The organism is Neobacillus drentensis, assembly GCF_036965425.1.
Classification (GTDB): Bacteria; Bacillota; Bacilli; order Bacillales; family Cytobacillaceae; genus Neobacillus; species Neobacillus drentensis_F.
Window position 1 is genome coordinate 84737 of record NZ_JBALPP010000022.1, and the last position, 24552, is coordinate 109288.

The window sequence follows — 24552 nt, forward strand, 5'->3', positions numbered from 1 at the left end:
CAAGGTCTTTTATGGTGCATTGGAACGGTTACCATTTTGTAACACTTGGAAGGTTTTTTTACAATATTCTTTGTTATCCACATAAACTGTTGCTGTATACCATTGATCATTCACTACAGGATAATCAAAGGTGGAGAAGCGAGCATGATAATGTGGTGGGTTAACCTTTTGGAAATCTAACGATCCATCTTTAGGAACAAAAACATACTTAAGTACTCCGCCTTTAGAAGAAGGACCAGTCACCTCTATTCGAACATTTTGTAATAGTTCTTCTTCTAAATTTCCAAATTCATCTCTCAAATGAAATTTAATTGGGACTGTTGATTTTTGTTGAAGAGTAAAATTCTGATTTGAGAATGGTGGCTCATAACATTGATCTCCAATCGGTATCTGTTCCTCATGTCCAATAGCTGTAAAATCGAATGCTACTTTTGTCGACTGCCCTTGGATTTCATTTCCGCTATCGACTGGAAGTTCTGCCGTAAATGTTAGAGATTCATTTCCATCGATTTCAATCGTGCCTAAAGGGAAATCTTTAAAATTATTTAATGGACCCTCATAAAGCCTACCTTCACTATCAGATACCTTTAGCAAAATTTTATTATATAAATCTACATTTCCAGTTTCCTGACGTGAACTAACAGAGTAGTTAAAGTCTAAGTTACCATTATTGCTTACCCTTAGTATGGAAGTCTTTTTATCTCCAGGGGACATATTTTGAGCAATTAAAAACCCTTCAGCTGGAGTGGTTGAAATTTCTACCTTATAAACTGTGTCATCAGCTTTGGTACCTCTAACCTGTAATATGGATATTAATAAAATTATTGTTAATAAAAGTATAAATCCTATAAATCCCAATTTAAACCTTTTCATAATTGTCCCTCGCAATACTTAATCGAGATTGAGTGATTCTCCTCCAAATACTGTGGACTAACAAAAACAGTACTAAGAAGCCTAATCCTGTAATTGAATATCGATTTTTCACAAAATACTCTGTAGCTTGACCTGGTCCTGAACCTATTTCAAGTATCTTTGCCTCATTCTTTATTTTTGAATAATCGATGATATCCCTAAACAACTCAATTGGGTAACCTGGTCGAGCTATTGCATAATCAGAAATTATATCATTAAAGACTTTTTTATTTTCCAAATTAACACACCCCCTCTGCTAATTTCATTATATATTCCCTTTGTCCGAATGTTATTTTTCCCATTTATACTTATTCATAAGAGATGGGCCTATATTTAGTTGAAAAAGCCACAAGGACGGTCCCCAATGTCACTCTGACAACGGTAAGTAACCACGAAAGATTGTACCGGTTCCCGGTTGACTCTCGACCTCAATTCCTCCTCCATGTGCTTCCACAATCGACTTGGTGATCGATAACCCAAGTCCCGCGCCTCCTGTCCGTCTTGTACGGGACACATCCGCACGATAAAAACGGTCAAATATCAAAGGAAGATTTTCTTCGGAGATACCAGAGCCATTGTCCTGAACGGCAAGTTCGGCAAACCGCTCAGAAGCTGCCAGGGAAACCTTTATCATTCCTGATAAGGGATCGGTATGTTGAACACATTGTTCCTTAATATACTACATCATCCTAACCATTAAATGACAGAGAGTCTTTGCGATACAGAATACTGCGGGATTCTCCCCGGATTAACATCCTTTTATGGCATGCCTAAGGCATATCCTTGACCGTAATCCACTCCTTTTCCCGGAGAAAAGCCAAGTATTCCATTCTCTCAATACCTTCCTGCAATAGTTTCGCTTGAAGATTGTTTTGCATATTCGATTATTAGTTTTATAGCCTCCTCAAAATCATGAGGAGATACCAAAGATTAACCCTATTTATAGAAGAAGTAGAATAAATTTACAGAAAATTAGTATTTTTCAGAAGAGCCTTTTGCTATTATAAATTTGAGCATGGTATACACAACACATAACTATGATTTGTATACAAGCTATGTGGAGTGGGTTGCGTTAATAGAGATGGAGGTGTTGGAGAATTATTTAAGACTTTTATATTCATAGACCGATAACTGAGGTATTTAGTCTATCACAACTTTTTCTAATTTCCTGTAATTATTTTTTATCATCCTTTTTTGAAATTAAACGGGCTATTTCTATATCATTAATAGGAGGTTATCGAAATATGTTTGAAAGCGGATTGGGACAAAAAGCAATTTTATCTAAAAAGAGCAAAGGAAATATAATGAAAAAGGCAGCCGTTCTTGTTTCAACGTGCCTCGTGTTTGTAGGTGCCATAGCTAATTTAAATATTAAGCCTGCACAAGCTGCGGTCGGAACCAATGTTGTAATCAGTGAAGTTTATGGTGGTGGAGGTAATAGTGGCTCATCCTATAAAAATGATTATATTGAACTCTACAATCCTACAAATTCTAGTATTAACTTGTCTGGATGGTCTGTTCAATATGCCTCTTCAACCGGTACGTTTAGTAACATTACAAATTTAACAGGCAGTATTGGTGCACATCAATACTTTTTAGTGAAACAGGCTAGCGGCGGCGGCGGAACGGTTGATTTGCCGACTGCTAATGTTACAGGCACTATTAACTTAAGTGCAACCAGTGGAAAGGTTGCATTGGCAAAGGTCACCACCTCGGTATCGGGTTCAACAGATTCAAATGTTGTCGATTTTGTAGGCTATGGTTCTGCCAATAATTCAGAGACTTCTCCAGTAGGTACACTTTCTGCTACTACAAGTGCAGAACGTAAAGACAATAACGGTGGAACCGTACAGGGGCAAGGTAATGGTTGGGACACAAACAATAATGCAAATGACTTAGTGATTACCAGTAGCTTGGCTCCTCAGAATTCATCTTCACCAGCTGAACCTACGACACAAACAGGTGTTGATGATGATAATATGGGGCTGGGGAATCCAAGTGGCGCCACAGCAGTTACAACTAATGCCAATAATTATTTAATGACTAAGCCGCAATATACACTATCGTACAACAATAGCAAACACGAGCCTAACTGGGTCAGCTGGCATTTAGGTTCCTCTGATATTGGAAGCACTCCACGTCAGGATGACTTCCGTGCTGATACTACATTGCCGTCGGGATGGTATCAGGTTACTGCTACTGAATTTTCTGGAAGCGGATTTGACAGAGGGCACATGACTCCTTCTGGAGACCGTACATCTTCTGTTGCCAACAATTCAGCTACGTTTCTGATGACCAATATGCTCCCTCAAGCTCCAAATAACAACCAGATTACATGGGAAAATTTAGAGTCATATTCCCGTCAACTTGTTGCAGCTGGAAACGAATTATATATTATTTCCGGAGGTTACGGAAGTGGGGGTACCGGGTCAAATGGATTTAAAACCACAGTTGGGAACGGAGTTGTCGTACCGGCAAAAGTATGGAAGGTAATCGTCGTATTGCCTAATGGAAGTAATGATATTAGCCGTGTATCCACTTCGACAAGAGTAATCGCTGTGATGTTGCCGAATGATCAAACAGCTTCCAGTCAACCTTGGGGCAACTACAGGGTAAGTGTTGACTCGATTGAATCTTTGACTGGTTATAATTTCCTGCCTTCGATTTCGACAAGCATCCAGGACAGCATCGAAGCCACTGTTGACAATGGTCCTACTAGCTAAGCCGCATAAATAAATCCAAAAAGCTGTCTAAAAGATCGTTTTTCAAAATGATTTTTTAGGCAGCTTTATTGTTTTTTTGGGGGACGGGCACCAGAATAATAAACTTCATTTAAACTATACACTCAGTTTACTAACCATTAATATTCAGATGATATGATTGGTTTATCAACGAATGAGGAGGCAGTATAGATGAATGTGCGTGCAATATTTATTGATATGGATGGTACACTACTAAAAGCCTCAAACAACATTTCCCACCGAAATAAGGAAGCCATTTATAGGCTTATTAATCAGGGAGTCATAGTTTTTCTAGCCACGGGCCGACACTACGAAGTAACAGCTCCTTACCATAAGGAAATTGGATTGCGAACACCGATGATCTGTTTAAATGGTGCTGCTATTCACGATGCAGAGACAGGAAGAGTATTGCAAAAGAAAACCGTCGGATTGAACGAAGAACGATTTCACTATCTGACGGCTGAAAATCCTTGGAATGTTATCATCCATACAGCAGACGGGGTTTATTGTAAGGAAACAAATGAAGAAATCGATTATTGGACAAAAGTTGGGCAAATTCCGCCTCAGTATATTGGAGATTTAAGACAGGCAAATTATCAAGATGTGCTTAAATATAGTGTTCGAACAGGTACGGCTAGTCCGAAAGTTTCCGCTTTGTTTAAAGAGGAAGCAGAAGTCGTCGATTGGAATGACGGGTTTGAGCTGCTTGCTCCTAATGTTTCCAAATGGTCTGCTATAAAAGGCTTACTTACCGAACTTCGAATTAGTCCAAATGAAGTGGTAACCATTGGAGACGGACCTAATGATATAGAGATGCTTCGTCATGCCGGTACTGGTGTGGCAATGGGGAACGCTAGCGAAAAGGTTAAAGCAGCAGCTGATTTTGTTACCGGACACCACGAAAATGATGGATTAGCTGAGTTTATAGAACGCTATCTTCTCAAGTCATATGAATCATATGCGATTTAAAAACCACAAGATCGTTCCTCCCCCAAAAAAATAGCCCTCAAGACTGTTCGAAAACAATCCTCGAGGGCATCCAGTAAATATATAAAAGGGGGTCTTGAAAAAGCTTGTCTTAATGATAGCTTTTTTTTCTTAATAAAAACTTAACTTTTGCAGTAGATTTCTTTATTAAATTTATTCTGAGCCTATCGACAAATCAATTTTATTTCATACATCCGCATTATGAAGGACATTTCTCTCATTTTCATGATGGGATCGGGTATTAAAAACCCCTTTTATTGACCGTTCTCCTGATTACTAGATAGGTTTTGTCTTTCATTTACCCCATGAAGGACATTTTTCTCACTTCCCTGATGAGTTAGGGCATTATGAACCCCTCTAACTGACCGTACTCCTGTTTATTAGATGCGTTTTGTCTTTCATTTATCTTATGAAGGACATTTCTCTCACTTCCCGGATGAGTTGGGCATTATGAACCCTTTTTATTGACCGTTCTCCTCTTTAAAAAGACCACAGGGGGCGATTCTAATGGTTAGAGATTACCACATAAACCGTCCCCTTGATCACAGAGCCTTATCTTAAAATATCCTCAATTCGAGCGAGGGTTTCAGCATTTAACTTTACGCCCGCCGCTTTTACATTTTCTTCTAGTTGTTCAGGCCGACTCGCTCCTACAAGAGCACTGGATACATTTGGTTGTCGTAAAATCCACGCTAATGCCAGGGTGACAAGTGACATGTCATTGTCTTTGGCGACTTCTTTTAATAGTTCCACTTTATCGAGATTCTCATCAGTGAGTAATCCAAAAAGGTTACTGTATTTTTCCTGTGATGCACGGCTTCCTGCAGGAGCCTGAGCACCCTTCTGATATTTACCAGTTAAAATACCTTGGGCAAGAGGAGACCAAACGACTTGGCCAATGCCATGTTTTTCACTTACTGGGATGACGTCCTTTTCAATATACCGTTGAAGCATGCTGTATTGCGGCTGATTCACAACAATTCGGTCAAGGAGCTTTTTGTCTGCAAGATGAACCGCTTCCGTAATTTGTTCAGCTGTCCATTCACTAACCCCGACATATAAAACCTTTCCTTGGCGAACAAGGTCATCCAATGCCCGCAATGTTTCATCCAGCGGCGTTTCCTGGTCAAAACGATGACAATAATAAATGTCCACATAATCTGTGTTCAGGCGCTTTAGGCTCGCATGACATTGTTCCATGACATGTTTTCGGGATAACCCCCGGTCGTTTGGCCCATCACCCATTGGCCAGAATACCTTTGTGGCTAAAACGTAGGAATCACGCACGTACTTCTTAAGTGCTTTTCCGACTACAATTTCTGCTTCCCCGCGCATATACACATTGGCAGTGTCAAAAAAGTTTATCCCTAGATCATAGGCTTTATCGATTGAAGCCGCAGCATTTTGTTCCTCTACGTACCCACCATATGTAAGCCAGCTGCCTAAACTTATTTCACTCACTTTTAGTCCTGTTTTTCCTAAACGACGGTATTCCATGTTAATCCCTCCCAGAAAATTTCGTGACACAAAATAAAAATACTATATGATTTAGCTTTATGTCCATTATTTGGTATGTCATTAGAAAAAATTCTGCGGGGACAGCTCTCTTATAGAAATGCCTTTCTCAAATCTAACCCAGTGAGGGTCAGACCTCTTTTAACCAACTCTTATTGAATTTTTTACATCACTGTCATTAGTTCTTAATAAATATTCGCTAGAATATTCAAAAAAGGAGCGTGGTGTTAATGAAAACTGTAAAGTGGTTCATGCATCAAATTATTATTAGTTACTACAAAACTAGAATCTCCTACAATGATGAAAACAGTGAAGTTTTAAGGAAAAGGTTGCGGTTTCATAAAATAAAACAATACCTTTTAGAAAATCATTAGGAATTAAAAAAGTTTATTTAGATAAATTAGGGGCTATTATAAGTCTCTTTTTTTTTGGAATAAAGCATTGAGTTTTTCTAAAAGGGAATCCTTAAATATAAAACCAGCAGTAACGTCTCTATGGCATTTTTGAAAGGCAGGAGAAAGGAACATGTCAGAAGAGTATAGTTCTCGGACTGAGCGAAGAAAAAACATACAAGAACATCAGCAAGGTTCTTCCAAAAACAAGAAGCCAAGAAAAGGATTTTGGAAAAAGTTCTTATATATTTGTCTTACATTAGGTATAGTTTTGTTTCTGGCAGGGGCCGGAGCTTTGGCATGGATTATAAAAGACGCTCCGAAATTTAACGAAACGCTATTAAAAGATCCTTTATCTTCTAAGTTTTATGCTAGTGATGAGAAAACCGTCATTGCCGAAATCGGTAAAGAAAAACGGGATGAAATTACGATTAAGCAAATACCTGATGTCTTAAAAAATGCTGTTCTAGCTACAGAGGATGCCCGTTTTTATCAGCATCATGGAATCGATGTGAAACGGACACTCGTTGCCATTTGGACGAATATAACGACCGGTTCCTCGCAAGGCGGCAGTACGATTACACAGCAGGTTGTGAAAAATTCTTTTCTAACCATAGAAAAAACCCCTACAAGAAAGGTGCAGGAATGGTATTTAGCCCTTCAATTAGAAAGAAAATTCTCGAAGGATCAAATTCTAGAGATGTATTTTAACAAAAACTTATATGGCAATGATGTTTATGGCGTTGCAAAAGCAGCTGAAAGATTCTTTGGACTTGGTCCTGACCAGTTGAATAAATTAACACTGGAACAAGCTGCACTCCTGGCAGGGATTCCACAAAGTCCAAATAACTATACACCAACGGTTGAAAGTAATCTAGACGCAGCCAAAAAACGCAGAAATATGGTTCTTTATTATATGAACAGGCATGGATATATTTCTAAATCAGAAATGGAGAAAGCACAAAGTACACCAATTGAAGGTACCTTAAATATTCAACAAGCACCTCCCAATAAATATCAAGCATTTGTTGATACGGCCATTACAGAAGTACAAGAAAAAACAGGTGCAAATATTTTTGAAGATGGATTGGAAATTTATACAACCATTGATCCAAAAATCCAGCAAGTAACGGAAGACGTTCTTTCAACAAACAATTATATCAACTTTCCTGCTAATGATAAGCTGCAAACAGCGGTGGTCATTGCAGAGACCCAGACTGGAGCCATTAAAGCCATTGGCGGAGGAAGAAATTATAGCACCGGCAAATTTAACTATGCAACAAAAATTAAACGTCATCCTGGTTCTACGATTAAACCCATTCTTGACTACGGGCCAGCCATTGAAAAATTCAAATGGTCTACTGGACACATAATAAAGGATGAAAAGTATCAATACTCAAATGGTGCCCCGATTCGAAATGCAAGTCATACCTATGCAGGAGATAAATCAATTAGAGATCATCTGAAATGGTCACGGAATATTCCTGCATTAAAAACCTATCAGGAAGTAGGAGCAGACTATGCCACTGATTTTGCCAATAGCCTTGGTTTTCCGATTACAGATGCCCAAAAAGCAAATGAATCGAATGCGATTGGCGCGATTGATGCAGCCTCTCCTCTTAATATGACGGGAGCGTATACCGCATTTGGAAATGGCGGCTACTATGCAAAACCATTTACTGTTTCCAAAATCATTTATCAGGATGGAACGGAAATGAGTTTAGCTTCAAGTAAGAAGAAGGTAATGGAAGATTCTACGGCCTTCCTCATCACAGATATGTTACGTACAGTGGTGGATTCAGGAACAGGAACCATGGCAAATATTCCTCGTCTCGATATAGCTGGAAAAACCGGAACAACCAGCTTCGATCAATCAGCAATAACGAAATATGGTTTACCCAATGATGCGACAAGAGATGCCTGGTTTGTAGGATATACACCGCAGTACACCAGTGCTGTTTGGACAGGCTACACACAAACTACTTCTAAGGATGACTATTTAGGAAGCAAAAGCGCCAACTTCTCTAAATTAGCATTTAAAGCAATTATGTCAAAAGCAGCTGCCAGCACGGAAGGATTTACGCAACCAAGCAGTGTTGGAAAATTAGGCAAGGAATACTATATAAAAGGTGGAGAAAAGCCGCAACCACCTAAGACGAATAAACCAACCAATGTTCAAGCAAAATATGATGAAGCTTCAGATAGCATTCAATTATCATGGAATTATGCTTCTGAAACTGGTTCAGAACCAGCCTATGATGTTTCTTATACAGTGGATGGAAATACAACAAAATTAACATCAACAAGTAATAGGCAAGCCGCACTTCAAAGCCCGGAGAAAGGAAAATCATATACATTTACGATCGTTGCCATCTCTGATGGGATAAAAAGTGATCCAGCTTCTGCTTCCATAACCGTTAAAGAAAAAGCAGCAGCAGCACCAATCAGTCCAAGCAATTTACAAGCTTATTTCGATAAAAACTCTAATAATATCGTGATTACCTGGACCAACAATAATGACCTTACTCAAAATGTTCAATTTACAGTTTCCTTTACGGTTAAGGGCAGTACGTATAGATTGGCGCCCACTACAGAAACACAAGCAACGTTAAGTGGCCCGGAGCCAGGTCAAACGTATATCATTTCTGTGACAGCATCCAATGCTGCAGGTACAAGTGCCCCAGCCGGTACTTCTGTTACAGTTCAGTAGAACACCATAGGGACGGCTCTCTGTTTGCCAGTCTTGATTTTGTCCTCATGAACTCCATGAGGACAGTTTTCGGTTTTCAGGTCTTGGTTTTGTTCTCATAAACACTCCATGAGGACAGCTTTCGGTTTTCCGGTCTTTGTTTTGTTCTCATGAACGCTCCATGAGGACAGTTTTCGGTTTTTCGATCCTGGTTTTGTTCTCATGAACGCTCCATGAAGACAGTTTTCGGTTCCTGTATGCTTCCTTCATCAACCCTTCGTTTTAAATCCTGCCTTTTTAATTTTAATCAATTATTTGATTAAAAATGGTCCGGCACGCTCCACTACTGGGTTTCTCCTTTCAAAACGCAATGAAAGATGTCGAAAACAGTATTTCCTACTCCACACCACTTTCTAAAATCCTGAACGTCTTCTTATCACAATTTATTTCTGCCCTTGCTCCATATGGCAAAATGAATTTCGGTTCGGTATGGCCAAAATTCAAGTTATAAAGAATCGGCAAATCCTCCAAGTTAAACTCCTTCATAACTTTATGAATTACTTCTTTATATTCATCGTAATACTTCCCGTCTTGCGGTTTGCCAAAAATAATTCCATTGGCTTTATGAAGAATTCCTTGTACCGCATAATTTCGCAGCCAATACTTCATTAAATGCGGTTCCGGCTTTTCTTCAGATGTTTCAAAGAAAAGTATGCTATCATTCCAATATTCCTGATCTGGCCAAAGTTCTGTTCCTTTCGCAAACTCTAACACTTCCAAACAACCGCCAATCAAATGTCCTTGTACGACACCTGAGCCCTGAAGTACCTCGTAACCGGTATTTTGCTGCATTGTCCGGCGGCGGTTCTTATTCTCTTCTATCCATTCTAACCGCTCACTCGTCCATTCTTTGGCCGGTTGAATTTCGCCAATGATCTCATTTGTAAAGAGAGTTCGATTCACCATTTCAACCGTATATGGATCCATCTCAACATTTTCCGCAAAATCAGTCAAAATGGCTGGACCGTAAAAAGAAGAAATTCCTGCTTTAAGACAAAATAAATGGGAAATGGTCACATCAGAATAGCCCATAAAAATTTTCGGGTTTTTACGTATATCATCAAAATCAATATAAGGAAGCAAGCGAATGCTATCTTCTCCGCCAATATTGGCAATGATTCCTTTAATACTTTCATCCTTAAACGCTGTCATCAAATCTTCCGCACGAGCTTGTGGATTTTTATAAAGATAGTCACTCCCTTTTAAACTATTTGGCATTGGGATAACTTTCAATCCAAAAACTTCTTCTAATCTCCTTACACCTTGTTCATATCGCCATCTTAGTCCTGGATCACCAGCTCCTCCCCAAGACAGACTTACGGTTGCAACACAATCTCCTGGCTGCAATTTCTTTGGCTTTATTAACATTTTACTCCCACCCTCGATAACCTATAGTTGAAGAACATAGCATCTGGCTTTAATTTCTACAATATTAGTAAAATTACCTGCTGTTACTTGAAAATGCATAATTCCTTTGTGATGGTTCTCATGGTTTTAGATGTGGTAAATGACAACCACTATGACCTTCCCCTTAGTCTCTTAATATGGAAAATATTAGACTATGAATAGGTATTGAATATGTAAGCGTTTTATTGTATAATTATACTGGGTTGGATGGTTAATGTGAACATCACCGTATTTAGCGAAGGTGGGGCTAATACGAACAAAAAGTAAGAGCTTGATAGCTCTTTTTTTATTGGATTAATTGTTAAGATTTTTGGAAATCCCATTATATTAAACTGACAATCCTCAACAAATTACACTATCTCAAAACCAATCAAATATTTGAATAAATATGCAATTAAACCTATTACATAAAGGATAATGAATAAAAAAAGAGAAGTGCACGAACACTTCTCTTCTATTTGAAATTTTTTATCGATGGCGGTACATATTTGGAAAACTGATCAAGCAAAACATCTGGCTGTTCTTCGAATATCACCATAGAACGAAATTTCTCCTGTAAAAATTTCTGTTCGATCATATGGTCAATCAGATTTTTTAAGGGGTCGTAATAGTGATGAATATTTAGAATGCCGCATGGCTTTTGATGCAAGCCGATCTGACCCCATGTGAAAACTTCAAAAAACTCTTCAAGTGTTCCGGCCCCGCCAGGCAGCACAATAAACCCGTCTGCCAGTTCTGCCATTTTTGCTTTTCTCTCATGCATCGTTTCAACCGTATGCAGCTCCGTCAAACCTTTATGAGATATTTCACGTTCTTCCAATACTCTGGGAATAACTCCAATTACATGCCCGCCTTCTTGAAGTGCCGCATCCGCCACTGCACCCATCAAGCCGTTACTTGAACCGCCATAAACCAACGTGATTTTCTGTTTAGCCAACTCTTTTCCCAATTGAACGGCTCCATTTTTATATGCTTCTGAAGCACCGAAACTTGAACCACAATAAACCGCTATACGTTTCACTGGTACCTCCTTAGATTTTTTTACTGTCTGCTTTCTCATATTTTTCCCATTCATTAATACTGCTAATCACCAATAGCCACCAAAGGGACTGTTCTCTTGGTTCAAATTAGTTTTCTTCCAATAATTTATTCATCCAGTGATTTTGTACCTCATCCAATTGAGTATGATAAATGTCCTTACCCTTAAGATAAAACTGCTCACTGCAATCGGTCTTCGTGATTTGAAGTGTTGTATATTGAATTTCCTTCTCATCATCAGCTGAAAAAGAACCATTGGTACCATATGAGGTGCAATATTGGTCTATTTCCGTTCTTTTTCCCGTTTCGTCTACGTAATAATATTTGTCGTTAATGGTAGCACCTTCGTCATTCATAGGTGAAGAAGTCAATGTAATACCATATTGTTCTATATCTGTGTCCGCTAAGGCTTCTAAATTTTCTACTTTTACGGGAATAACTGAAAATTTGCCTTCTTTCTTTAAAGGGGGTTCCTTCGAAACATCATAGTAAACCACAATAGAACCCTCATAACCACTAGGAATTAAATAGATTTGATTTGTTTCCTTTTCAGAATCTGTGCCCATAAAATGCAATAACCCATATATCCCTAATGAGAACAAACAGATTGTTATGATCCCATTAATAAAGATTGTTTTTCTATTGACCTTAAATTGTGAACGGTTCTTCCTTTGCAGTTCTTCGAATAAGAAAAAGAGCAGGGAGCAAACCCCAGCAAATATACCTAACCCCTCAATGACAAAAGCGGTTAAAAAGCCGAATAATAAATGTATAAAGCCTGCCACTATGAACCTTGATTTCATTAATTTTCTTGTAAGATGATCCGATAAAAAAGAAACAGGTATGCCGTAAAGAAAGTTTCCCACTGCGGCAAAAAACAGAACGACAATACTAAATGCTCCAACTGCTCCCTCAATGACTCCAGACAGAAAAAAGAATCCACTCAACATCAGCGTTGAGAATAATGCTGATTTTAACTTTCTCCGCATATTTATCTCCTTTATATATGTAACTAACTCTATTAATCTAAGTATATAATTTAAACTATTCTTCTACTAGTTACTAAAAAACTTTGCTGTTCGAGTGTTATACTTATCTCAATAGTAAATATCATAGGTACTCACGGAGGGATTAAGTTATGAAATATTTTGTAGTTGACGCCTTTGCGGAGAAAATTTTTGAAGGCAATCCGGCAGGAGTTTGTGTGATGAAGGATTGGCTTTCCGACGACTTAATGCAGAAAATTGCGATCGAAAATAACTTATCCGAAACCGCCTTTGCTGTTAGAGAAGGAGCTCATTATCGGCTGCGATGGTTTACTCCAGGGGGAGAAATCAACCTTTGTGGTCATGCTACTCTCGCCACCGCCTTTGTCATTATGAATTATTATAAAAAGGAACTGTCTTCCGTCCAGTTTGATACAATGGGCGGATTGTTAACGGTAAATAGAATCGGTGATTTGTATGAATTGGATTTTCCCGCTGTTCCATCCAAAGAATATCCAGTAACGGAACAGATCATCGAAGCGTTGGGTGTTACACCAATCGAAGCCTTTATCAACAGAGACCTAATATTGGTATTAGAATCGGAAGAAGCCGTGATTAACGCAAACCCAGACTTTGTAAAATTAGAAAAATTACCGGATGGCCTTGGTGTCTGTATCACCGCTAAAGGAACAGAATATGATTTTGTTTCCAGAGGATTTTTTCCAAAGTTAAAAGTAAATGAGGATCCCGTAACAGGTTCTTTGCACTGCAGTTTACTTCCATATTGGGCAAAAAGACTAGACAAAAAGGAAATGACTGCCAAGCAGGTATCCAAAAGAGGCGGTACACTTTACTGTAAGCATGAAGACACCCGAGTAAAGATGGCAGGCAAAGCAGCCCTCTATTCGATTGCGGATTTATATCTGGAGTAGGCTAGAGGGACGGTTCTCGGTCTGCCTGACCGGGGTGTTCCCCTCATGAACCCTCCAAGAGAATCGTCCCCATGTCACGCATGGCACTTGTCGAATACCTACGCTCTTCGTCTATTTTTGTCTCCTTTTATCTTGTTTTGTTGAATCTCTTCCATATTAGGTAAAGAATGCTATAATTCATTTCAATAGATTAGTTTACTAAAAGTTTACTGGAATTTACGAGGTGAATCTGCAATGAGACTGGAACACTTTGAAGAGGCAATAAATGAGAAAAAGGCCGAAATGATTCATTTAGGAATGACAAAAGGACTCCAAGATGAAGAAACGATCTATTGCAGCCAAGAACTAGACAAACTATTGAACGATTATAATAGGTTATTATTGGACGAGAAACATACTAAATCAATATATCATTACGTTGACCTTCCCTCTATTCTTATTAAACAATCCATAGAATTTTATCGATTCATTCCAGATATTTTTTTATTAATGAAATCACCACCGTCCACTTGGTCTTCTTGACATTTTTCTTTTATATGTTATCTTTTTCTTATAAACGAAGCAGTCACAGTAACTGACGACATCCGTGGAAAAGACCACAAGGAAGCTGTGATTGGAATTGTCGGGTCGTCTGGGCAGAGATAAGGATATTATCCTTTTTTTAGAGATAAGGATATTGTCCTTATCTCTTTTTTATTATCATTCCTGGAGGCGAAAAAAATGGAGAAAATCATTTTGGATGGAATTGTTGTAGCTCAAAATATAAAGGATCAACTAAAAGGACGAATTGAATCATTAAAAAACAATGGGGTCACACCATGCCTCGCCACGATTTTAGTTGGGAATAATCCTTCCTCAGAAACATACGTAAGAATGAAGGGGAATGCCTGTAAGAAATTAGGTATAAATTCTATTCGTGTACATTTACCTGAAGAAACAACGACAAACGAATTATTAGAAACGATTAGAGAATTAAACGAAGATCCAACTGTACATGGTATCCTTTTACAACATCCAGTTCCAGCGCAGATTGATGAACGAATGGCTTTCGAGGCAATCGATATTCGCAAAGATGTAGATGGTGTTACAAGTGCTGGGTACGGTCAGACTGCATTAGGATTTGGAAATTATCCTTCCTGTACTCCAGCAGCCATTATGGAAATAATAAAATATTACAAGATTTCAATCGAAGGTAAACATGCCGTTGTTGTTGGCAGAAGCCCAATCCTAGGTAAGCCTGTTTCTGCGTTGCTTCTTAACGAAAATGCTACGGTTACAACGTGTCATTCAAAAACGTCTAATTTACCAGATATTTTAAAACAAGCAGATATTGTGGTAGCTGCAGTTGGTAAGCCCCAATTTATTCAAGGAAGTTGGCTAAAAGAGGGCTCCGTTGTCCTAGATGCTGGATATAACAAAGGAAATATTGGAGATATAGATTATGAGAGTTGTTACCAGGCTGCAGGTGCCATAACACCTGTGCCCGGTGGTGTAGGACCTGTTACCATTGCCATGCTGCTGAAACACACTGTTGATTCGGCTGAAAAATACAAGTTTTAAAGACAAATAGGAAGCTATTCTTTTAAGACTAGCTTCCTATTTCCTTATTAAACTGGATGAACCGGTAGTTAGAAAATAAAAGTTAAAGGTTATGGATTTGTTTTACGAAGCGACTTAATAATTTCGAAGTATTGTGTATCTCCTAACCCGTAATCTCTGAATTTTTCGATTAGAGCAGGCACAAGTTCTTTTTCTGGAACATCTTGGTGCTTTTGAATATACAGCAGTAGATCACTTTTTTTATTAAGGTAATTCAAATATAGTTCAACCCCCTTCTTTAAGGGAGCTGGATGGATATATTTAGGAAGTGTTTTATGTATCAAAACTTGCTTGTAAACTTGATAATATCCATTCGCTTTTAATTCGAAGGAATCCACCGGTTCAAACTTATCTCCGACTATATGAAGGTCAATCCTACCTTTATGATTTGTTTGGTCCAACCACGCAAGAATGGTGAGGAGATTAATTTGACAAAACATATCGGAATCAAACCATAAGGCAATGTGAGTAAAATCTTCCCTAAAGAGAGGATCTAATGGTTTAAGCGTGATTTCAGCATATTGTGCCGGCGTTACTTGATGAACCTTTGAACGTATTTCGACGAATTTCTGTGAAAATAGATCGTCGCACGTGTTTCCATAACACATAGCTTCATTAAAAGGAATCATCCATTCTTGTTCGAGAAACTGTGTCTTTTTAAAATAATTATACATTTCTTGCCCGTTAAGAATATGCAATGTATGTTTTCGAATCATCGATAACAACCCCTGTTCCATTTAATTAAGCTTTTTAGTTACCTAAGAATACCACAGGGATGGTTCCCATGGTTCAAAAAAACCGTGAGAACCGTCCCCATGGTCCAAGATTTTTAATGTTCCATAAGGCGCTTTAACTTTATTTCTGTTTCAGTGTTTTCAACCGGTGTATAGACACTGCATCTTAAATCATTATTTCCCTGAACCTGTAAAGAAGTTAAATTGAAGATCATTTTTCCTGCCTTCGCGTGCCGGAATTCAATTTGAATTTCAGGTGCTGAACTCACTTCACTTTCATTCCACAATTGGTGAAACTCCGGATAGACCTGTTCCATCTCCTGAATAAATTGGTTGTACCATTGATCTGCCACATATTGACCGTAATACGTCCGAAAAATGGCGATGAACCCCTTTACGAAATGGACCCAATTAACGGCTAAACTTCTAAATTCCTTTCTTGAAAATAACAACTGGATGAGATTCCTCTGCTCCATTGGAATCAGTTCAAAATCCAAAAACACATTGGCCGCTGCCTGATTCCATCCTACAATAAAGCATCGCCGATCGGTAATGATGGTGGGACAATATCGAAGCTCTTGTAAAATCCTTTTTAAAGATGGGCTAATGATAATTTCTTCTGTATTGGAGAATGCAGGATTGGCCCCACTCCCTTCCTCCAAAGCTAAAGCATACAAATACTTTTTTTCATCATTACTTAATTTCAGTGCATCTGATATAGCATCTAATACGGAAGTAGAAACTTTAATATCCCGTCCTTGTTCTAACCAGGTATACCAGGTCGTGCTGACACCAGCTAATTGAGCCACCTCTTCCCTCCTTAAACCCGGTGTCCTTCTGCGGGTCCCCGTTGGCAGTCCCACCATTTGTGGATTGAGCTTCGAACGTTTTGCTTTTAAAAATTCTGAAAGTGCTTCAAGTCTGGTTTCAGGTTTCATTTTCCCTTCCTCTTTTCGATCGATTTATCGTGGTACTAATTATACTATGATAAACAACAACTTGTAATAGGATAATAATGAGCTACAATGATAGAAAATGAACTGATTGGAGGAATGAAGATGAATAGAGTGGTTATTACAGGAATGGGGCTTATCTCGCCTCTTGGCAACGATGTGGACACGTTTTGGGACTCCTTACTAATAGGAAAATCCGGTATATCAACGATTGATACTTTAGATGTATCCAATTCCAAAACGAAAATTGCCGGTATAGTGCGTAACTTTAATCCGGAAGAACGCTGGGGTACGAAGGAAGCCAGAGGATTAGACCGTTTTACACAGTTTGCTTTAGCTGCAGCCGAGGAGGCTCTGGAAAACTCGCAACTACAACTCGAAAAATTAGATCGGGACCGCTTTGGCGTGTATGTGGGATCAGGGATCGGCGGCATCAACACCTTTATTGATAACGTGAACCTCCTAAACGAACGTGGACCGAGAAGAGTAAGTCCTAATCTGGTTCCAATGATGATTTCCAATGCAGCTGCTGCACAAATAAGCATAAAATTTGGAGCACGTGGACCATCGTTATCGCCAGTAACGGCATGTTCAATCGGCAACACTGCGATTGGCGAAGCCTTTAATACCATCCGCTACGGTGATGCAGATGTTATCTTTGCAGGTGGAACGGAAGCAGCCATCACCACTTTATCCTTAGCGAGTTTCGGGAATGCCAAAGCATTATCTACAAGAAATGAGGAGCCAACACTCGCAAGCCGCCCGTTTGATTCCGAACGAGATGGTTTCGTCATGAGTGAAGGAGCTGGAATATTAGTGTTAGAGTCTTTAGAACATGCTGTTAAAAGAAATGCACCGATTTTATGCGAAGTCGTCGGTTATGGAGCTAGTTCCGATGCCCATCATATGGTCGCTTCACACCCTGAAGGAAAAGGCGCCTATTTAGCGATGAGAAATGCTTTACGTAAAGCAAACATTTCAACGGATGATGTTGATGTGATCAGTGCTCATGCGACAAGTACACCAGTAGGAGATCGCTCTGAAACCATGGCCATAAAAAGTTTATTCGGAGAACGTGCCTATCAAATACCAGTTACGGCTAATAAATCTATGACTGGCCATATGCTTGGTGCTGCCGGCGGAGTGGAGGCCATTGCTCTAGTTAAAACTCTACAGCAAGGGATTGTACCTCCAACCATCAATTTAGTTACGGCAGATCCAGAGTGTGATTTGGATTATGTGGCAGAAGGAGCACGAAAGCTTCCGTTATCAATCGGTTTATCCAATTCCTTTGGCTTTGGCGGGCATAATTCAGCGATTGTATTGAAACGATACGAATGAAATTGGGGCATTCCTCCTGGAACACCAAAGGGACGGTTCTCATGGTTCAAAAAAACCGTGAGAACCGTCCCCTTGGTCCCTTTATGAAGAAGAAGATTCATATAAATCTACTGCTTCTTTGACAGTGAATCCTTTATGAACGATGGAATGTATTGCTTGGATCATGGCAAGAGGATGCTTAGATTGCCAAATATTCCTTCCCATATCCACCCCGGCTGCACCTTGCGCCATCGCATTATAGGTGATTTCAAGTGCTTCACGAATAGTATCAAATTTTGGACCGCCTGCAATAACAATCGGAACCGGACACTTACTCGTTACCTGTTCAAAGTTGTCACAGTAATAGGTTTTAACAATATCCGTTCCCATTTCTGCAAGAACTCTTGAAGCCAATGCCAAGAACCTAGCATCCCGTTTCTCCAGCTCTTTTCCGACAGCAGTAATTCCAAGTACCGGTATTCCGTAATCATGAGCATCCGTTACAACATGAGCTAGATTTGTTACGGTTTGAGTTTCATAGTCAGATCCGATAAAAACCGAAACTCCTACACCAACAACATTATGGCGAATCGCTTCTTTTATCGAAGTAACGATCGTTTCATTCGCTAAATCCTTTCCGAGTGTAGTAGGACCGCCAGATACACGAAGAACCATTGGTTTTTCTGTATCATTTGGAATACATGCAGCCAGTGTACCTCGTGTTAAATAGAGGGAATCCGTATAGGGAAGTAAGTCTCTGACCGTTTCCTCAGGCTTTTCTAAACCCCTTATTGGACCTAAGAAATAGCCGTGATCGATGGCAAGCATGACTGCCCGCTTATTTGGCAATATTTTATTTAATCGATTTTGAAAGCCCCAGCTCACGATCTACTCACTCCTTTCATTGATTTCTGGATTCTTACTGTTCACAACATCTCTTTCCGAAATATGCGGTGATTTAATGAAAAGGGCTTTAAAGGTTAGATCAGTTTGATTGATAAGGTAATGAGCATCGCCAGGAAGGCATTGAATCATATCACCGGGTATAACAGGTACTTTAATCCCATTTATATAAAAATCGATCTTCCCTTCGAGGATATAGAAAATTTCTTCGCAAACGGTATGATAATGGTTTTGGAAATCTTGGCCTGGCTTTAATACCACCACACCAACATCTACGTTCGGACCTTTTGTTAAATATTTCGGCCCATTGTCGCCAAACCGATATTCGAAGTCATTTTCGTGAACTTTCTTCATTCCATCACCCACTTTTAAATTATTCAAGACCAGGTGCCTTCCACATATGAGACGTTAATCCACGATCCGCAAGCTGAAGTTGTTCTTGATAGACACTTCTCCATTTTTCATAGATTTCTAAGTATTGGACATGGTTTTCATTGTTAGGGGGATGTGTCCTCTCCCACTTTACAACTTGGTTAACGGCCTGCTCGATATTCGCATAAATTCCTGCGCCTATACCTGCAAATAGCGCTGTGCCCAATGCGGCTGCTTCTTTCACTTCAGGGACTTTCACTGGTACTCCCAGAACATCTGCAAGAGTTTGACTCCAAAGCTTTCCTTTCGAGGCTCCGCCTGCAAAAATAACTTCTGTTGGATAATATCCGGTTTCTTCTTCGATAATCTTTAAGTTTCCTAGTGTTAGAAGCGCCGCATTTTCTTGAATGGATTTAAACATTTCTTTTTTACCCGTTTTCAGAGGATCTAAAGTGAGGTTAATGAACGATGGGGATGCATGGCGCCAAGAGCGATAATTCATCGTATCTGAAAAGATTGGAATAATCCCATTTGCCCCGATTGGTACATGCTTTGCCTTTTCTTCTAAAATTTCATAGGGGTCCCGACCGGTCTCTTTTGCTTCGCTTTTTTCCAAATCACAAAAGGCATCACGGAACCATCTCATGACAAGACCAGGGAAAAAAGCAATGGTTTCTAGCTGCCATAATTCGGGTACGGCATGGCAGTTAACCCGGATTCGGCCGCTTTTGTCAATCAAAGGCTGTTCCACATTGACTTCTTGCTGCCAAAATGATCCACCTGATACAACCGCTTGCCCCGCTTTTACCGCACCTACACCAACAGAAGCCATTTGAGCATCTCCGCCTCCACAGATAACCGGAGTTCCTGCATTCAAGCCTGTATACGCTGCTGCTCCATCCGTCACGTGACCGATGACAGTACCCGCTTCATTAACCGCAGGGAATAAATTATTTTTTAGTCCGCACATTTCTGCTGCAGCACGATCCCAATTCCTTTTTTTAATATCAAAAATTCCAGTCGTACAGCCATTTGAAGGATCGACCTGTAGTTTCCCTGACAACTTATAAAGAATCCAATCATTAATCATTGTCATGGCTGCGGCTTTGTCATAAATATCCGGTAAATGATTTTTTATCCACAAAAGCCTGGGAAGTGCCCCCAATGCAAACATTTGGCCAGATAATCGATAAAGCTTGTATTCTAATTCAGGATCTAATGCCTTTAACGCCTTTACCTCATCCGAAGCTCGAGCATCAACATTTGCACAAGCCCAAATCTCCTTACCCGTTTCATCATAAAGGATAATTCCTTCCCTCATACTCGTAGCACTTATCGCTTTTATTTGCTTGGCGTCTACTCCTGTTTCCTCTATAACAGTCCTTACACACTGAACGACTAGCTTCCAGTTTGTTTCCCAATCAAAGTCCATAGATCCTGGATACTGTTCATTTGATAAATGGTTCCATTCTATTTGTGAAACCCCAACTTGATTACCTAATTGATCGAACAAAACAGCGCGAATACTGCCAGTACCAGCATCAAATGCCAGAATGTACGCCATGATTTTCTTTCACCTCCATACAGAGTAAGGAAATAGCTGCAGCTTCATCTGTTATTAAAATAGAAATATACTCTCCTTATAAAGCTCCGTAGAATGGCAACGATTTTTCTCTACGTCTATAACAGAAATATATCCGTAAACTTTTATAATCAGAACTTTCAGTATGGTCATTCACAGGTTTTTTGATTTCTAAAGTGATTTGATTATCTTTCAATACGGATATTGCATAATTAATAAAAACCCCTCAAAATCAGGCTTAACCTATGGATTATTTAAATTAGCTCTATGCATACGATAGAGTGTAGCCGATATACCCATATCCTTTGTATGAATATAGGAAAGTAATCTCAAACACGAAAAAGCCCCTAACAAGGGCTTTTTTATATTGCTCTTATTTAATAAACGACTGAACGATGATTAACAAGATAAGGAATACTTGCGATTAAAACGAAAGTACCACATCCATAAAATCCAGCGCCATAACCAAAGCAGCCGTACTAAGCACTCTTAGCGTTAAGGAGTCTTTTTTCTGCTACATAATGCTGTTTCTTATAATGAAAAGATGAGATTGGGCTTTTGTATTTCGCAAGTGCCCTGACACCTTTTAAATTTAGTCATATTTTGTATTGAATAAGATGTAAAGGAGGTAATTAAATGGACGGTGTAGGAGCAGGTGGAGGTTTCGCATTAGTAGTTGTATTGTTTATCCTTCTTATTATTATAGGTGCGTCCTTTATAGGCGGAGGATTCGGCGGCTTTTATTAATTAAATAATAAACATTAAAGGAGGGGAAATTTATGTTCGGATATGGAGGATTCGGCGGCTTTGGAGGTTGTGGCTGTGGTGGATTCGGTTACGGTGGCGGCTTTGGTTATGGCGGAGGTTTTGCCTTAATCGTTGTCTTGTTTATTTTATTAATTATCATTGGAGCAACTGTCTTTTATTAAAAGGAAGAATCCAACCTAATTTTTTTCAAATAAAAAAGCCCTTATTTTTTAGGGCTTTTTTATCTGCTCTAATGCACCGAACGCATTATTACGCACTGAGGATGTAAAATGTATGGCAGCATAGCCGATGCTCAATACCAGCTTATGCATCAGTTTATTTAAAGTATCGTCGGATTAAGCCCTTATTTATATCATATTTTCTATACCTAATACCACAAGGGCTTCGACTGTTAATAAGATCAATCACGAGGAAAATGTTTAAGAAAGGTTAAATAACCGAAAAGTGCCAAACGGACCTATTACGCTTACTTTATAACATAAAAACTTTGGCTTTGTTCATTTAGGTACAATAAAAAAGGCAGGCTTTAAATTCAATAGATGGCTAGACTTAGCATTTTATCAATTAGAACTTAACGGACCTAAAAATCCTACTGAGGAATAAAAAAAGCCACAGGGACGGTTCTCGGTCTGCTCCATGAGAACCGTCCCTATAGTCTTTAAAGAACCGCTAACCCCTGCGATCCAAAATAAGGAATATTAGTCCAAGCAGCAACCTGCAATGGTACCAAAACGCCATCATCTTGGATAGTAAATACGGAGACTGTCCCCTGGTTTCCATTAAGGGTGTAAAAATGCCGTCCATCTTTACTGACTCCAATATCCATTGGAAATCCGGCAGGTGTGCCAGCCGGTGTACTGGTAATGTGCCTTACCACCGACAATGCTCCACTCGGATCAATTCGATATGTGGAGATGGTGCCGCTTAAGGTATTGGTGGTGTAAGCAAATCGTTCATCTCTCGTTGTCGCAACCCAGCAAGCCGTCACATATCCATTCGGTACCGAACCGCTGATCACATGAAGGGTCCCGTCGCGGCTCAATGAATAGGATGACAGCGCATTTGACACGGCTTCCGTAACTAAAAGGATTCCAGAAGATAAAAAATAAGCTCCCAGTGGTCCCATTCCATTAGAATCATTAACAATTGGTCTAGTAACAGTACCATTTTGATTCACATGGAAAACACTGAGACGGTTGGAAGTAAGCTCGGAAACAAGGATTTTACTGCCATCGGGAGTGAAGAGAACCTGCGCTGGCTGAGCATTAGGGGTGCTTAGTGAATGGATGGATCCAGGAATAGGAGTGAGGCGTCCGTTAGCGTCTATATGAAAACCAGTGATATTGGATGCAAAATTATTAGTGGGATTCCCTACATTGGAAACATAGAGAAGATTACCAAACACAGCTACACTATTGGGCTGAGCGCCTCCTGATGACTTCACATCAATGAGAACAGGTGCCCCGCTGTCAGGTATGATGAAACTGCTGATACTATGGCTGCCAGCGTTAACGGCAATCAGGAAACGTCCATCACGGGACAAAGTTAAGGAGCCTTGTGACGCAAGGGGATCGACACCATCGTTTGCTGTTGCAGTGGAGACCTCCTTTGTACCCGTGCCCCTTCCATAAGTTGGGTAGGAGCCCATAAAGGTGAGCATTCCATTCATGTCCCGACGAAAGGCAATGATTTGATTCATTACTTCATTATTAGTCATCATGTAAACCATACTCGCCCTAGCACGAAAATAGTTATTCATCATATGCATTCCATGACTCTCCTCCCTTCATAATTTTATATGGCACTTAAGTCATTTCAATTCCCTAAATTCAAAAGGGACCGTTCTACTGGCAATAACAGCCTGAAGAACCGTCCCCATATTCTTTAATTATTCCACTCCACTTTCTAAAATCGTGAAAGTCTTCTTATCACAATTAATTTCTGCCATGGATCCATATGGCAGTATAAATTTCGGTTCGGTATGGACGAAAGGTAAATTTAGTCATAAAAAAAACACCCCTCCATTGATTTGGTGAACCTGGACTAGGCTTATGGTTTTATCCAGGCATTGGATTAGGTGGACCGGGCTCAGGTTTTGGTTATTTTCCAGGTCTCGGATTTGGTGCCACTGCAACTTAAGTGTTCCTATAATGAATTTCCGATTCCACCTTTTTTTTGTGGTGGAAAAGGAGGAACTCATAATACGATAAGAATAGAGAAATAACCAGCAAATAGGTGGGAAAAGAATAGACTAATTTCCAACCATGATATGTAAAGACATGCAATCTTACAATGACAAATTCAAAACAAATAGCAAAAAGGGACCAGCTTAGAATATAAAATACAATCTTCATTTTCTTCGGTCTAAACCATTCATAAAAATACACACAAAGATACCCAAAAGGAATATAAACTCCGCTTAATAAAATATCAAACAGTTCATACTTCTCCGAATCATTGATTCGATATACATCATAAGGAGATATGGCAGCAATGCTATGGTCGATGATGTTCGGAATAGCAAGACTTAATAGGACGATTAAGTAAGAAACTTCGGTAGGCATTCTTTTAGGCAGCCTCACCAAGAAAATACTTAAAAGCAGAACAATGATAATGAACCATTCATTTTCATCAAAGTGTTTCGGTAAATATAAAAACATGG

At 39.4% G+C, this 24552-nt stretch carries 23 protein-coding genes, 2 pseudogenes and 1 riboswitch; of the genes and pseudogenes, 10 read left to right on the forward strand and 15 right to left on the reverse strand.

The annotated features are described in order from the left end of the window. Nucleotides 1-9: 9 nt before the first annotated feature. The 3 genes from V7161_RS06495 to V7161_RS06505 all read right to left on the reverse strand — a co-directional run bounded on the left by V7161_RS06495 (nucleotide 10) and on the right by V7161_RS06505 (nucleotide 1588). Nucleotides 10-873 carry a hypothetical protein gene (locus tag V7161_RS06495; protein ID WP_335443282.1) on the reverse strand — a complete coding sequence of 288 codons (864 nt, stop codon included), beginning with the start codon at nucleotides 871-873 and terminating at the stop codon, nucleotides 10-12. Further along, entirely contained in the window at nucleotides 860-1150 is a 291-nt protein-coding gene (locus tag V7161_RS06500; protein ID WP_335443284.1) for a hypothetical protein, read from the reverse strand. The genes V7161_RS06495 and V7161_RS06500 overlap by 14 nt, the downstream gene beginning before the upstream one ends. A gap of 129 nt (nucleotides 1151-1279) precedes the next feature. Continuing rightward, the gene (locus V7161_RS06505; protein ID WP_335443351.1) at nucleotides 1280-1588 is read right to left on the reverse strand and encodes a sensor histidine kinase; all 309 of its coding nucleotides are present in this window, start codon (nucleotides 1586-1588) and stop codon (nucleotides 1280-1282) included. A 568-nt stretch (nucleotides 1589-2156) separates the two neighbouring features. Here V7161_RS06505 and V7161_RS06510 point away from each other — a divergent pair. Further along, nucleotides 2157-3635, forward strand: a complete 1479-nt coding sequence (locus V7161_RS06510; protein ID WP_335443286.1) for a DNA/RNA non-specific endonuclease — start codon at nucleotides 2157-2159, stop codon at nucleotides 3633-3635. Between the two features lie 189 nt (nucleotides 3636-3824). Beyond that, nucleotides 3825-4622, forward strand: a complete 798-nt coding sequence (locus tag V7161_RS06515; RefSeq protein ID WP_335443287.1) for an HAD family hydrolase — start codon at nucleotides 3825-3827, stop codon at nucleotides 4620-4622. A gap of 570 nt (nucleotides 4623-5192) precedes the next feature. Here V7161_RS06515 and V7161_RS06520 read toward each other — a convergent pair. Further along, on the reverse strand, nucleotides 5193-6137 hold the full coding sequence (locus tag V7161_RS06520) for an aldo/keto reductase family protein (protein ID WP_335443289.1): 945 nt from the start codon (nucleotides 6135-6137) through the stop codon (nucleotides 5193-5195). Nucleotides 6138-6680: 543 nt separating this feature from the next. Here V7161_RS06520 and V7161_RS06525 point away from each other — a divergent pair. Further along, nucleotides 6681-9257 (forward strand): PBP1A family penicillin-binding protein, encoded by a 2577-nt coding sequence (locus V7161_RS06525; RefSeq protein ID WP_335443290.1) that lies wholly within the window; start codon nucleotides 6681-6683, stop codon nucleotides 9255-9257. Between the two features lie 375 nt (nucleotides 9258-9632). On the opposite strand, the gene V7161_RS06530 is transcribed toward V7161_RS06525, so the two are convergent. The 3 genes from V7161_RS06530 to V7161_RS06540 all read right to left on the reverse strand — a co-directional run bounded on the left by V7161_RS06530 (nucleotide 9633) and on the right by V7161_RS06540 (nucleotide 12730). Next, the gene (locus V7161_RS06530; RefSeq protein WP_335443291.1) at nucleotides 9633-10664 is read right to left on the reverse strand and encodes a S66 family peptidase; all 1032 of its coding nucleotides are present in this window, start codon (nucleotides 10662-10664) and stop codon (nucleotides 9633-9635) included. Nucleotides 10665-11157: 493 nt separating this feature from the next. Next, the gene (locus tag V7161_RS06535) at nucleotides 11158-11724 is read right to left on the reverse strand and encodes a TIGR00730 family Rossman fold protein (protein WP_335443293.1); all 567 of its coding nucleotides are present in this window, start codon (nucleotides 11722-11724) and stop codon (nucleotides 11158-11160) included. Between the two features lie 106 nt (nucleotides 11725-11830). Beyond that, the gene (locus tag V7161_RS06540) at nucleotides 11831-12730 is read right to left on the reverse strand and encodes a DUF6843 domain-containing protein (protein WP_335443295.1); all 900 of its coding nucleotides are present in this window, start codon (nucleotides 12728-12730) and stop codon (nucleotides 11831-11833) included. Between the two features lie 149 nt (nucleotides 12731-12879). Between V7161_RS06540 and V7161_RS06545 the strand changes: the two genes are divergently transcribed. The 3 genes from V7161_RS06545 to V7161_RS06555 all read left to right on the forward strand — a co-directional run bounded on the left by V7161_RS06545 (nucleotide 12880) and on the right by V7161_RS06555 (nucleotide 15219). Then, the gene (locus V7161_RS06545; RefSeq protein ID WP_335443296.1) at nucleotides 12880-13659 is read left to right on the forward strand and encodes a PhzF family phenazine biosynthesis protein; all 780 of its coding nucleotides are present in this window, start codon (nucleotides 12880-12882) and stop codon (nucleotides 13657-13659) included. 234 nt (nucleotides 13660-13893) lie between these two features. Then, nucleotides 13894-14181: an aspartyl-phosphate phosphatase Spo0E family protein gene (locus V7161_RS06550; protein WP_335443298.1), complete on the forward strand. Its 288-nt coding sequence runs from the start codon at nucleotides 13894-13896 to the stop codon at nucleotides 14179-14181. Nucleotides 14182-14219: 38 nt separating this feature from the next. Then, a riboswitch (ZMP/ZTP riboswitch) is annotated at nucleotides 14220-14303 on the forward strand. 76 nt (nucleotides 14304-14379) lie between these two features. After that, on the forward strand, nucleotides 14380-15219 hold the full coding sequence (locus V7161_RS06555; protein ID WP_335443300.1) for a bifunctional 5,10-methylenetetrahydrofolate dehydrogenase/5,10-methenyltetrahydrofolate cyclohydrolase: 840 nt from the start codon (nucleotides 14380-14382) through the stop codon (nucleotides 15217-15219). An 89-nt stretch (nucleotides 15220-15308) separates the two neighbouring features. Here the strand turns inward: V7161_RS06555 and V7161_RS06560 are convergent, their stop codons facing one another. Further along, on the reverse strand, nucleotides 15309-15974 hold the full coding sequence (locus V7161_RS06560; RefSeq protein WP_335443302.1) for an AraC family transcriptional regulator: 666 nt from the start codon (nucleotides 15972-15974) through the stop codon (nucleotides 15309-15311). A gap of 113 nt (nucleotides 15975-16087) precedes the next feature. Then, on the reverse strand, nucleotides 16088-16930 hold the full coding sequence (locus V7161_RS06565) for a helix-turn-helix transcriptional regulator (RefSeq protein ID WP_335443304.1): 843 nt from the start codon (nucleotides 16928-16930) through the stop codon (nucleotides 16088-16090). A gap of 120 nt (nucleotides 16931-17050) precedes the next feature. Between V7161_RS06565 and fabF the strand changes: the two genes are divergently transcribed. Beyond that, nucleotides 17051-18286 (forward strand): beta-ketoacyl-ACP synthase II, encoded by a 1236-nt coding sequence (fabF, locus tag V7161_RS06570; RefSeq protein ID WP_335443306.1) that lies wholly within the window; start codon nucleotides 17051-17053, stop codon nucleotides 18284-18286. Between the two features lie 81 nt (nucleotides 18287-18367). On the opposite strand, the gene lsrF is transcribed toward fabF, so the two are convergent. From lsrF to lsrK, 3 genes are read right to left on the reverse strand one after another with little or no spacing between them, the layout of a single operon-like run. Further along, nucleotides 18368-19150, reverse strand: a complete 783-nt coding sequence (gene lsrF / locus V7161_RS06575; RefSeq protein ID WP_335443308.1) for a 3-hydroxy-5-phosphonooxypentane-2,4-dione thiolase — start codon at nucleotides 19148-19150, stop codon at nucleotides 18368-18370. A gap of 3 nt (nucleotides 19151-19153) precedes the next feature. Continuing rightward, on the reverse strand, nucleotides 19154-19522 hold the full coding sequence (locus tag V7161_RS06580; RefSeq protein WP_335443353.1) for a cupin domain-containing protein: 369 nt from the start codon (nucleotides 19520-19522) through the stop codon (nucleotides 19154-19156). 19 nt (nucleotides 19523-19541) lie between these two features. Then, nucleotides 19542-21104, reverse strand: coding sequence for an autoinducer-2 kinase (gene lsrK / locus V7161_RS06585; protein ID WP_335443310.1), 1563 nt, complete (start codon nucleotides 21102-21104; stop codon nucleotides 19542-19544). Between the two features lie 654 nt (nucleotides 21105-21758). Between lsrK and V7161_RS06590 the strand changes: the two genes are divergently transcribed. From V7161_RS06590 to V7161_RS30375, 3 genes and pseudogenes are all read left to right on the forward strand, one after another. Beyond that, nucleotides 21759-21869 carry a YjcZ family sporulation protein gene (locus V7161_RS06590; protein WP_335443312.1) on the forward strand — a complete coding sequence of 37 codons (111 nt, stop codon included), beginning with the start codon at nucleotides 21759-21761 and terminating at the stop codon, nucleotides 21867-21869. Between the two features lie 32 nt (nucleotides 21870-21901). Beyond that, a complete protein-coding gene (locus V7161_RS06595; protein WP_335443314.1) occupies nucleotides 21902-22051 on the forward strand; it encodes a YjcZ family sporulation protein in 150 nt (49 codons plus the stop codon). Between the two features lie 316 nt (nucleotides 22052-22367). After that, nucleotides 22368-22493, forward strand: a pseudogene (locus V7161_RS30375) (GNAT family N-acetyltransferase); the annotation flags it as partial. Between the two features lie 55 nt (nucleotides 22494-22548). Here the strand turns inward: V7161_RS30375 and V7161_RS06600 are convergent. The 3 genes and pseudogenes from V7161_RS06600 to V7161_RS06610 all read right to left on the reverse strand — a co-directional run bounded on the left by V7161_RS06600 (nucleotide 22549) and on the right by V7161_RS06610 (nucleotide 24550). Beyond that, a complete protein-coding gene (locus V7161_RS06600) occupies nucleotides 22549-23658 on the reverse strand; it encodes a lactonase family protein (RefSeq protein WP_335443316.1) in 1110 nt (369 codons plus the stop codon). A gap of 120 nt (nucleotides 23659-23778) precedes the next feature. Beyond that, nucleotides 23779-23889: pseudogene (locus tag V7161_RS06605) on the reverse strand (LD-carboxypeptidase); the annotation flags it as partial. Between the two features lie 136 nt (nucleotides 23890-24025). After that, complete coding sequence (locus tag V7161_RS06610; protein WP_335443318.1) at nucleotides 24026-24550, reverse strand: hypothetical protein; 525 nt, start codon at nucleotides 24548-24550, stop codon at nucleotides 24026-24028. Nucleotides 24551-24552 lie beyond the last annotated feature (2 nt).

Bases quoted from the DNA above. Each gene is read 5' to 3' on its own strand.
- fabF (WP_335443306.1), top strand. From the start codon at position 17,051: ATGAATAGAGTGGTTATTACAGGAATGGGGCTTATCTCGCCTCTTGGC.
- V7161_RS06590 (WP_335443312.1), top strand. From the start codon at position 21,759: ATGGACGGTGTAGGAGCAGGTGGAGGTTTCGCATTAGTAGTTGTATTG.
- V7161_RS06600 (WP_335443316.1), bottom strand. From the start codon at position 23,658: ATGCATATGATGAATAACTATTTTCGTGCTAGGGCGAGTATGGTTTAC.
- V7161_RS06520 (WP_335443289.1), bottom strand. From the start codon at position 6,137: ATGGAATACCGTCGTTTAGGAAAAACAGGACTAAAAGTGAGTGAAATA.
- V7161_RS06525 (WP_335443290.1), top strand. From the start codon at position 6,681: ATGTCAGAAGAGTATAGTTCTCGGACTGAGCGAAGAAAAAACATACAA.
- V7161_RS06565 (WP_335443304.1), bottom strand. From the start codon at position 16,930: ATGAAACCTGAAACCAGACTTGAAGCACTTTCAGAATTTTTAAAAGCA.
- V7161_RS06530 (WP_335443291.1), bottom strand. From the start codon at position 10,664: ATGTTAATAAAGCCAAAGAAATTGCAGCCAGGAGATTGTGTTGCAACC.
- V7161_RS06510 (WP_335443286.1), top strand. From the start codon at position 2,157: ATGTTTGAAAGCGGATTGGGACAAAAAGCAATTTTATCTAAAAAGAGC.
- lsrK (WP_335443310.1), bottom strand. From the start codon at position 21,104: ATGGCGTACATTCTGGCATTTGATGCTGGTACTGGCAGTATTCGCGCT.
- V7161_RS06540 (WP_335443295.1), bottom strand. From the start codon at position 12,730: ATGCGGAGAAAGTTAAAATCAGCATTATTCTCAACGCTGATGTTGAGT.
- V7161_RS06595 (WP_335443314.1), top strand. From the start codon at position 21,902: ATGTTCGGATATGGAGGATTCGGCGGCTTTGGAGGTTGTGGCTGTGGT.
- V7161_RS06580 (WP_335443353.1), bottom strand. From the start codon at position 19,522: ATGAAGAAAGTTCACGAAAATGACTTCGAATATCGGTTTGGCGACAAT.
- V7161_RS06550 (WP_335443298.1), top strand. From the start codon at position 13,894: ATGAGACTGGAACACTTTGAAGAGGCAATAAATGAGAAAAAGGCCGAA.
- V7161_RS06495 (WP_335443282.1), bottom strand. From the start codon at position 873: ATGAAAAGGTTTAAATTGGGATTTATAGGATTTATACTTTTATTAACA.
- V7161_RS06555 (WP_335443300.1), top strand. From the start codon at position 14,380: ATGGAGAAAATCATTTTGGATGGAATTGTTGTAGCTCAAAATATAAAG.
- V7161_RS06610 (WP_335443318.1), bottom strand. From the start codon at position 24,550: ATGTTTTTATATTTACCGAAACACTTTGATGAAAATGAATGGTTCATT.
- V7161_RS06515 (WP_335443287.1), top strand. From the start codon at position 3,825: ATGAATGTGCGTGCAATATTTATTGATATGGATGGTACACTACTAAAA.
- V7161_RS06545 (WP_335443296.1), top strand. From the start codon at position 12,880: ATGAAATATTTTGTAGTTGACGCCTTTGCGGAGAAAATTTTTGAAGGC.
- V7161_RS06560 (WP_335443302.1), bottom strand. From the start codon at position 15,974: ATGATTCGAAAACATACATTGCATATTCTTAACGGGCAAGAAATGTAT.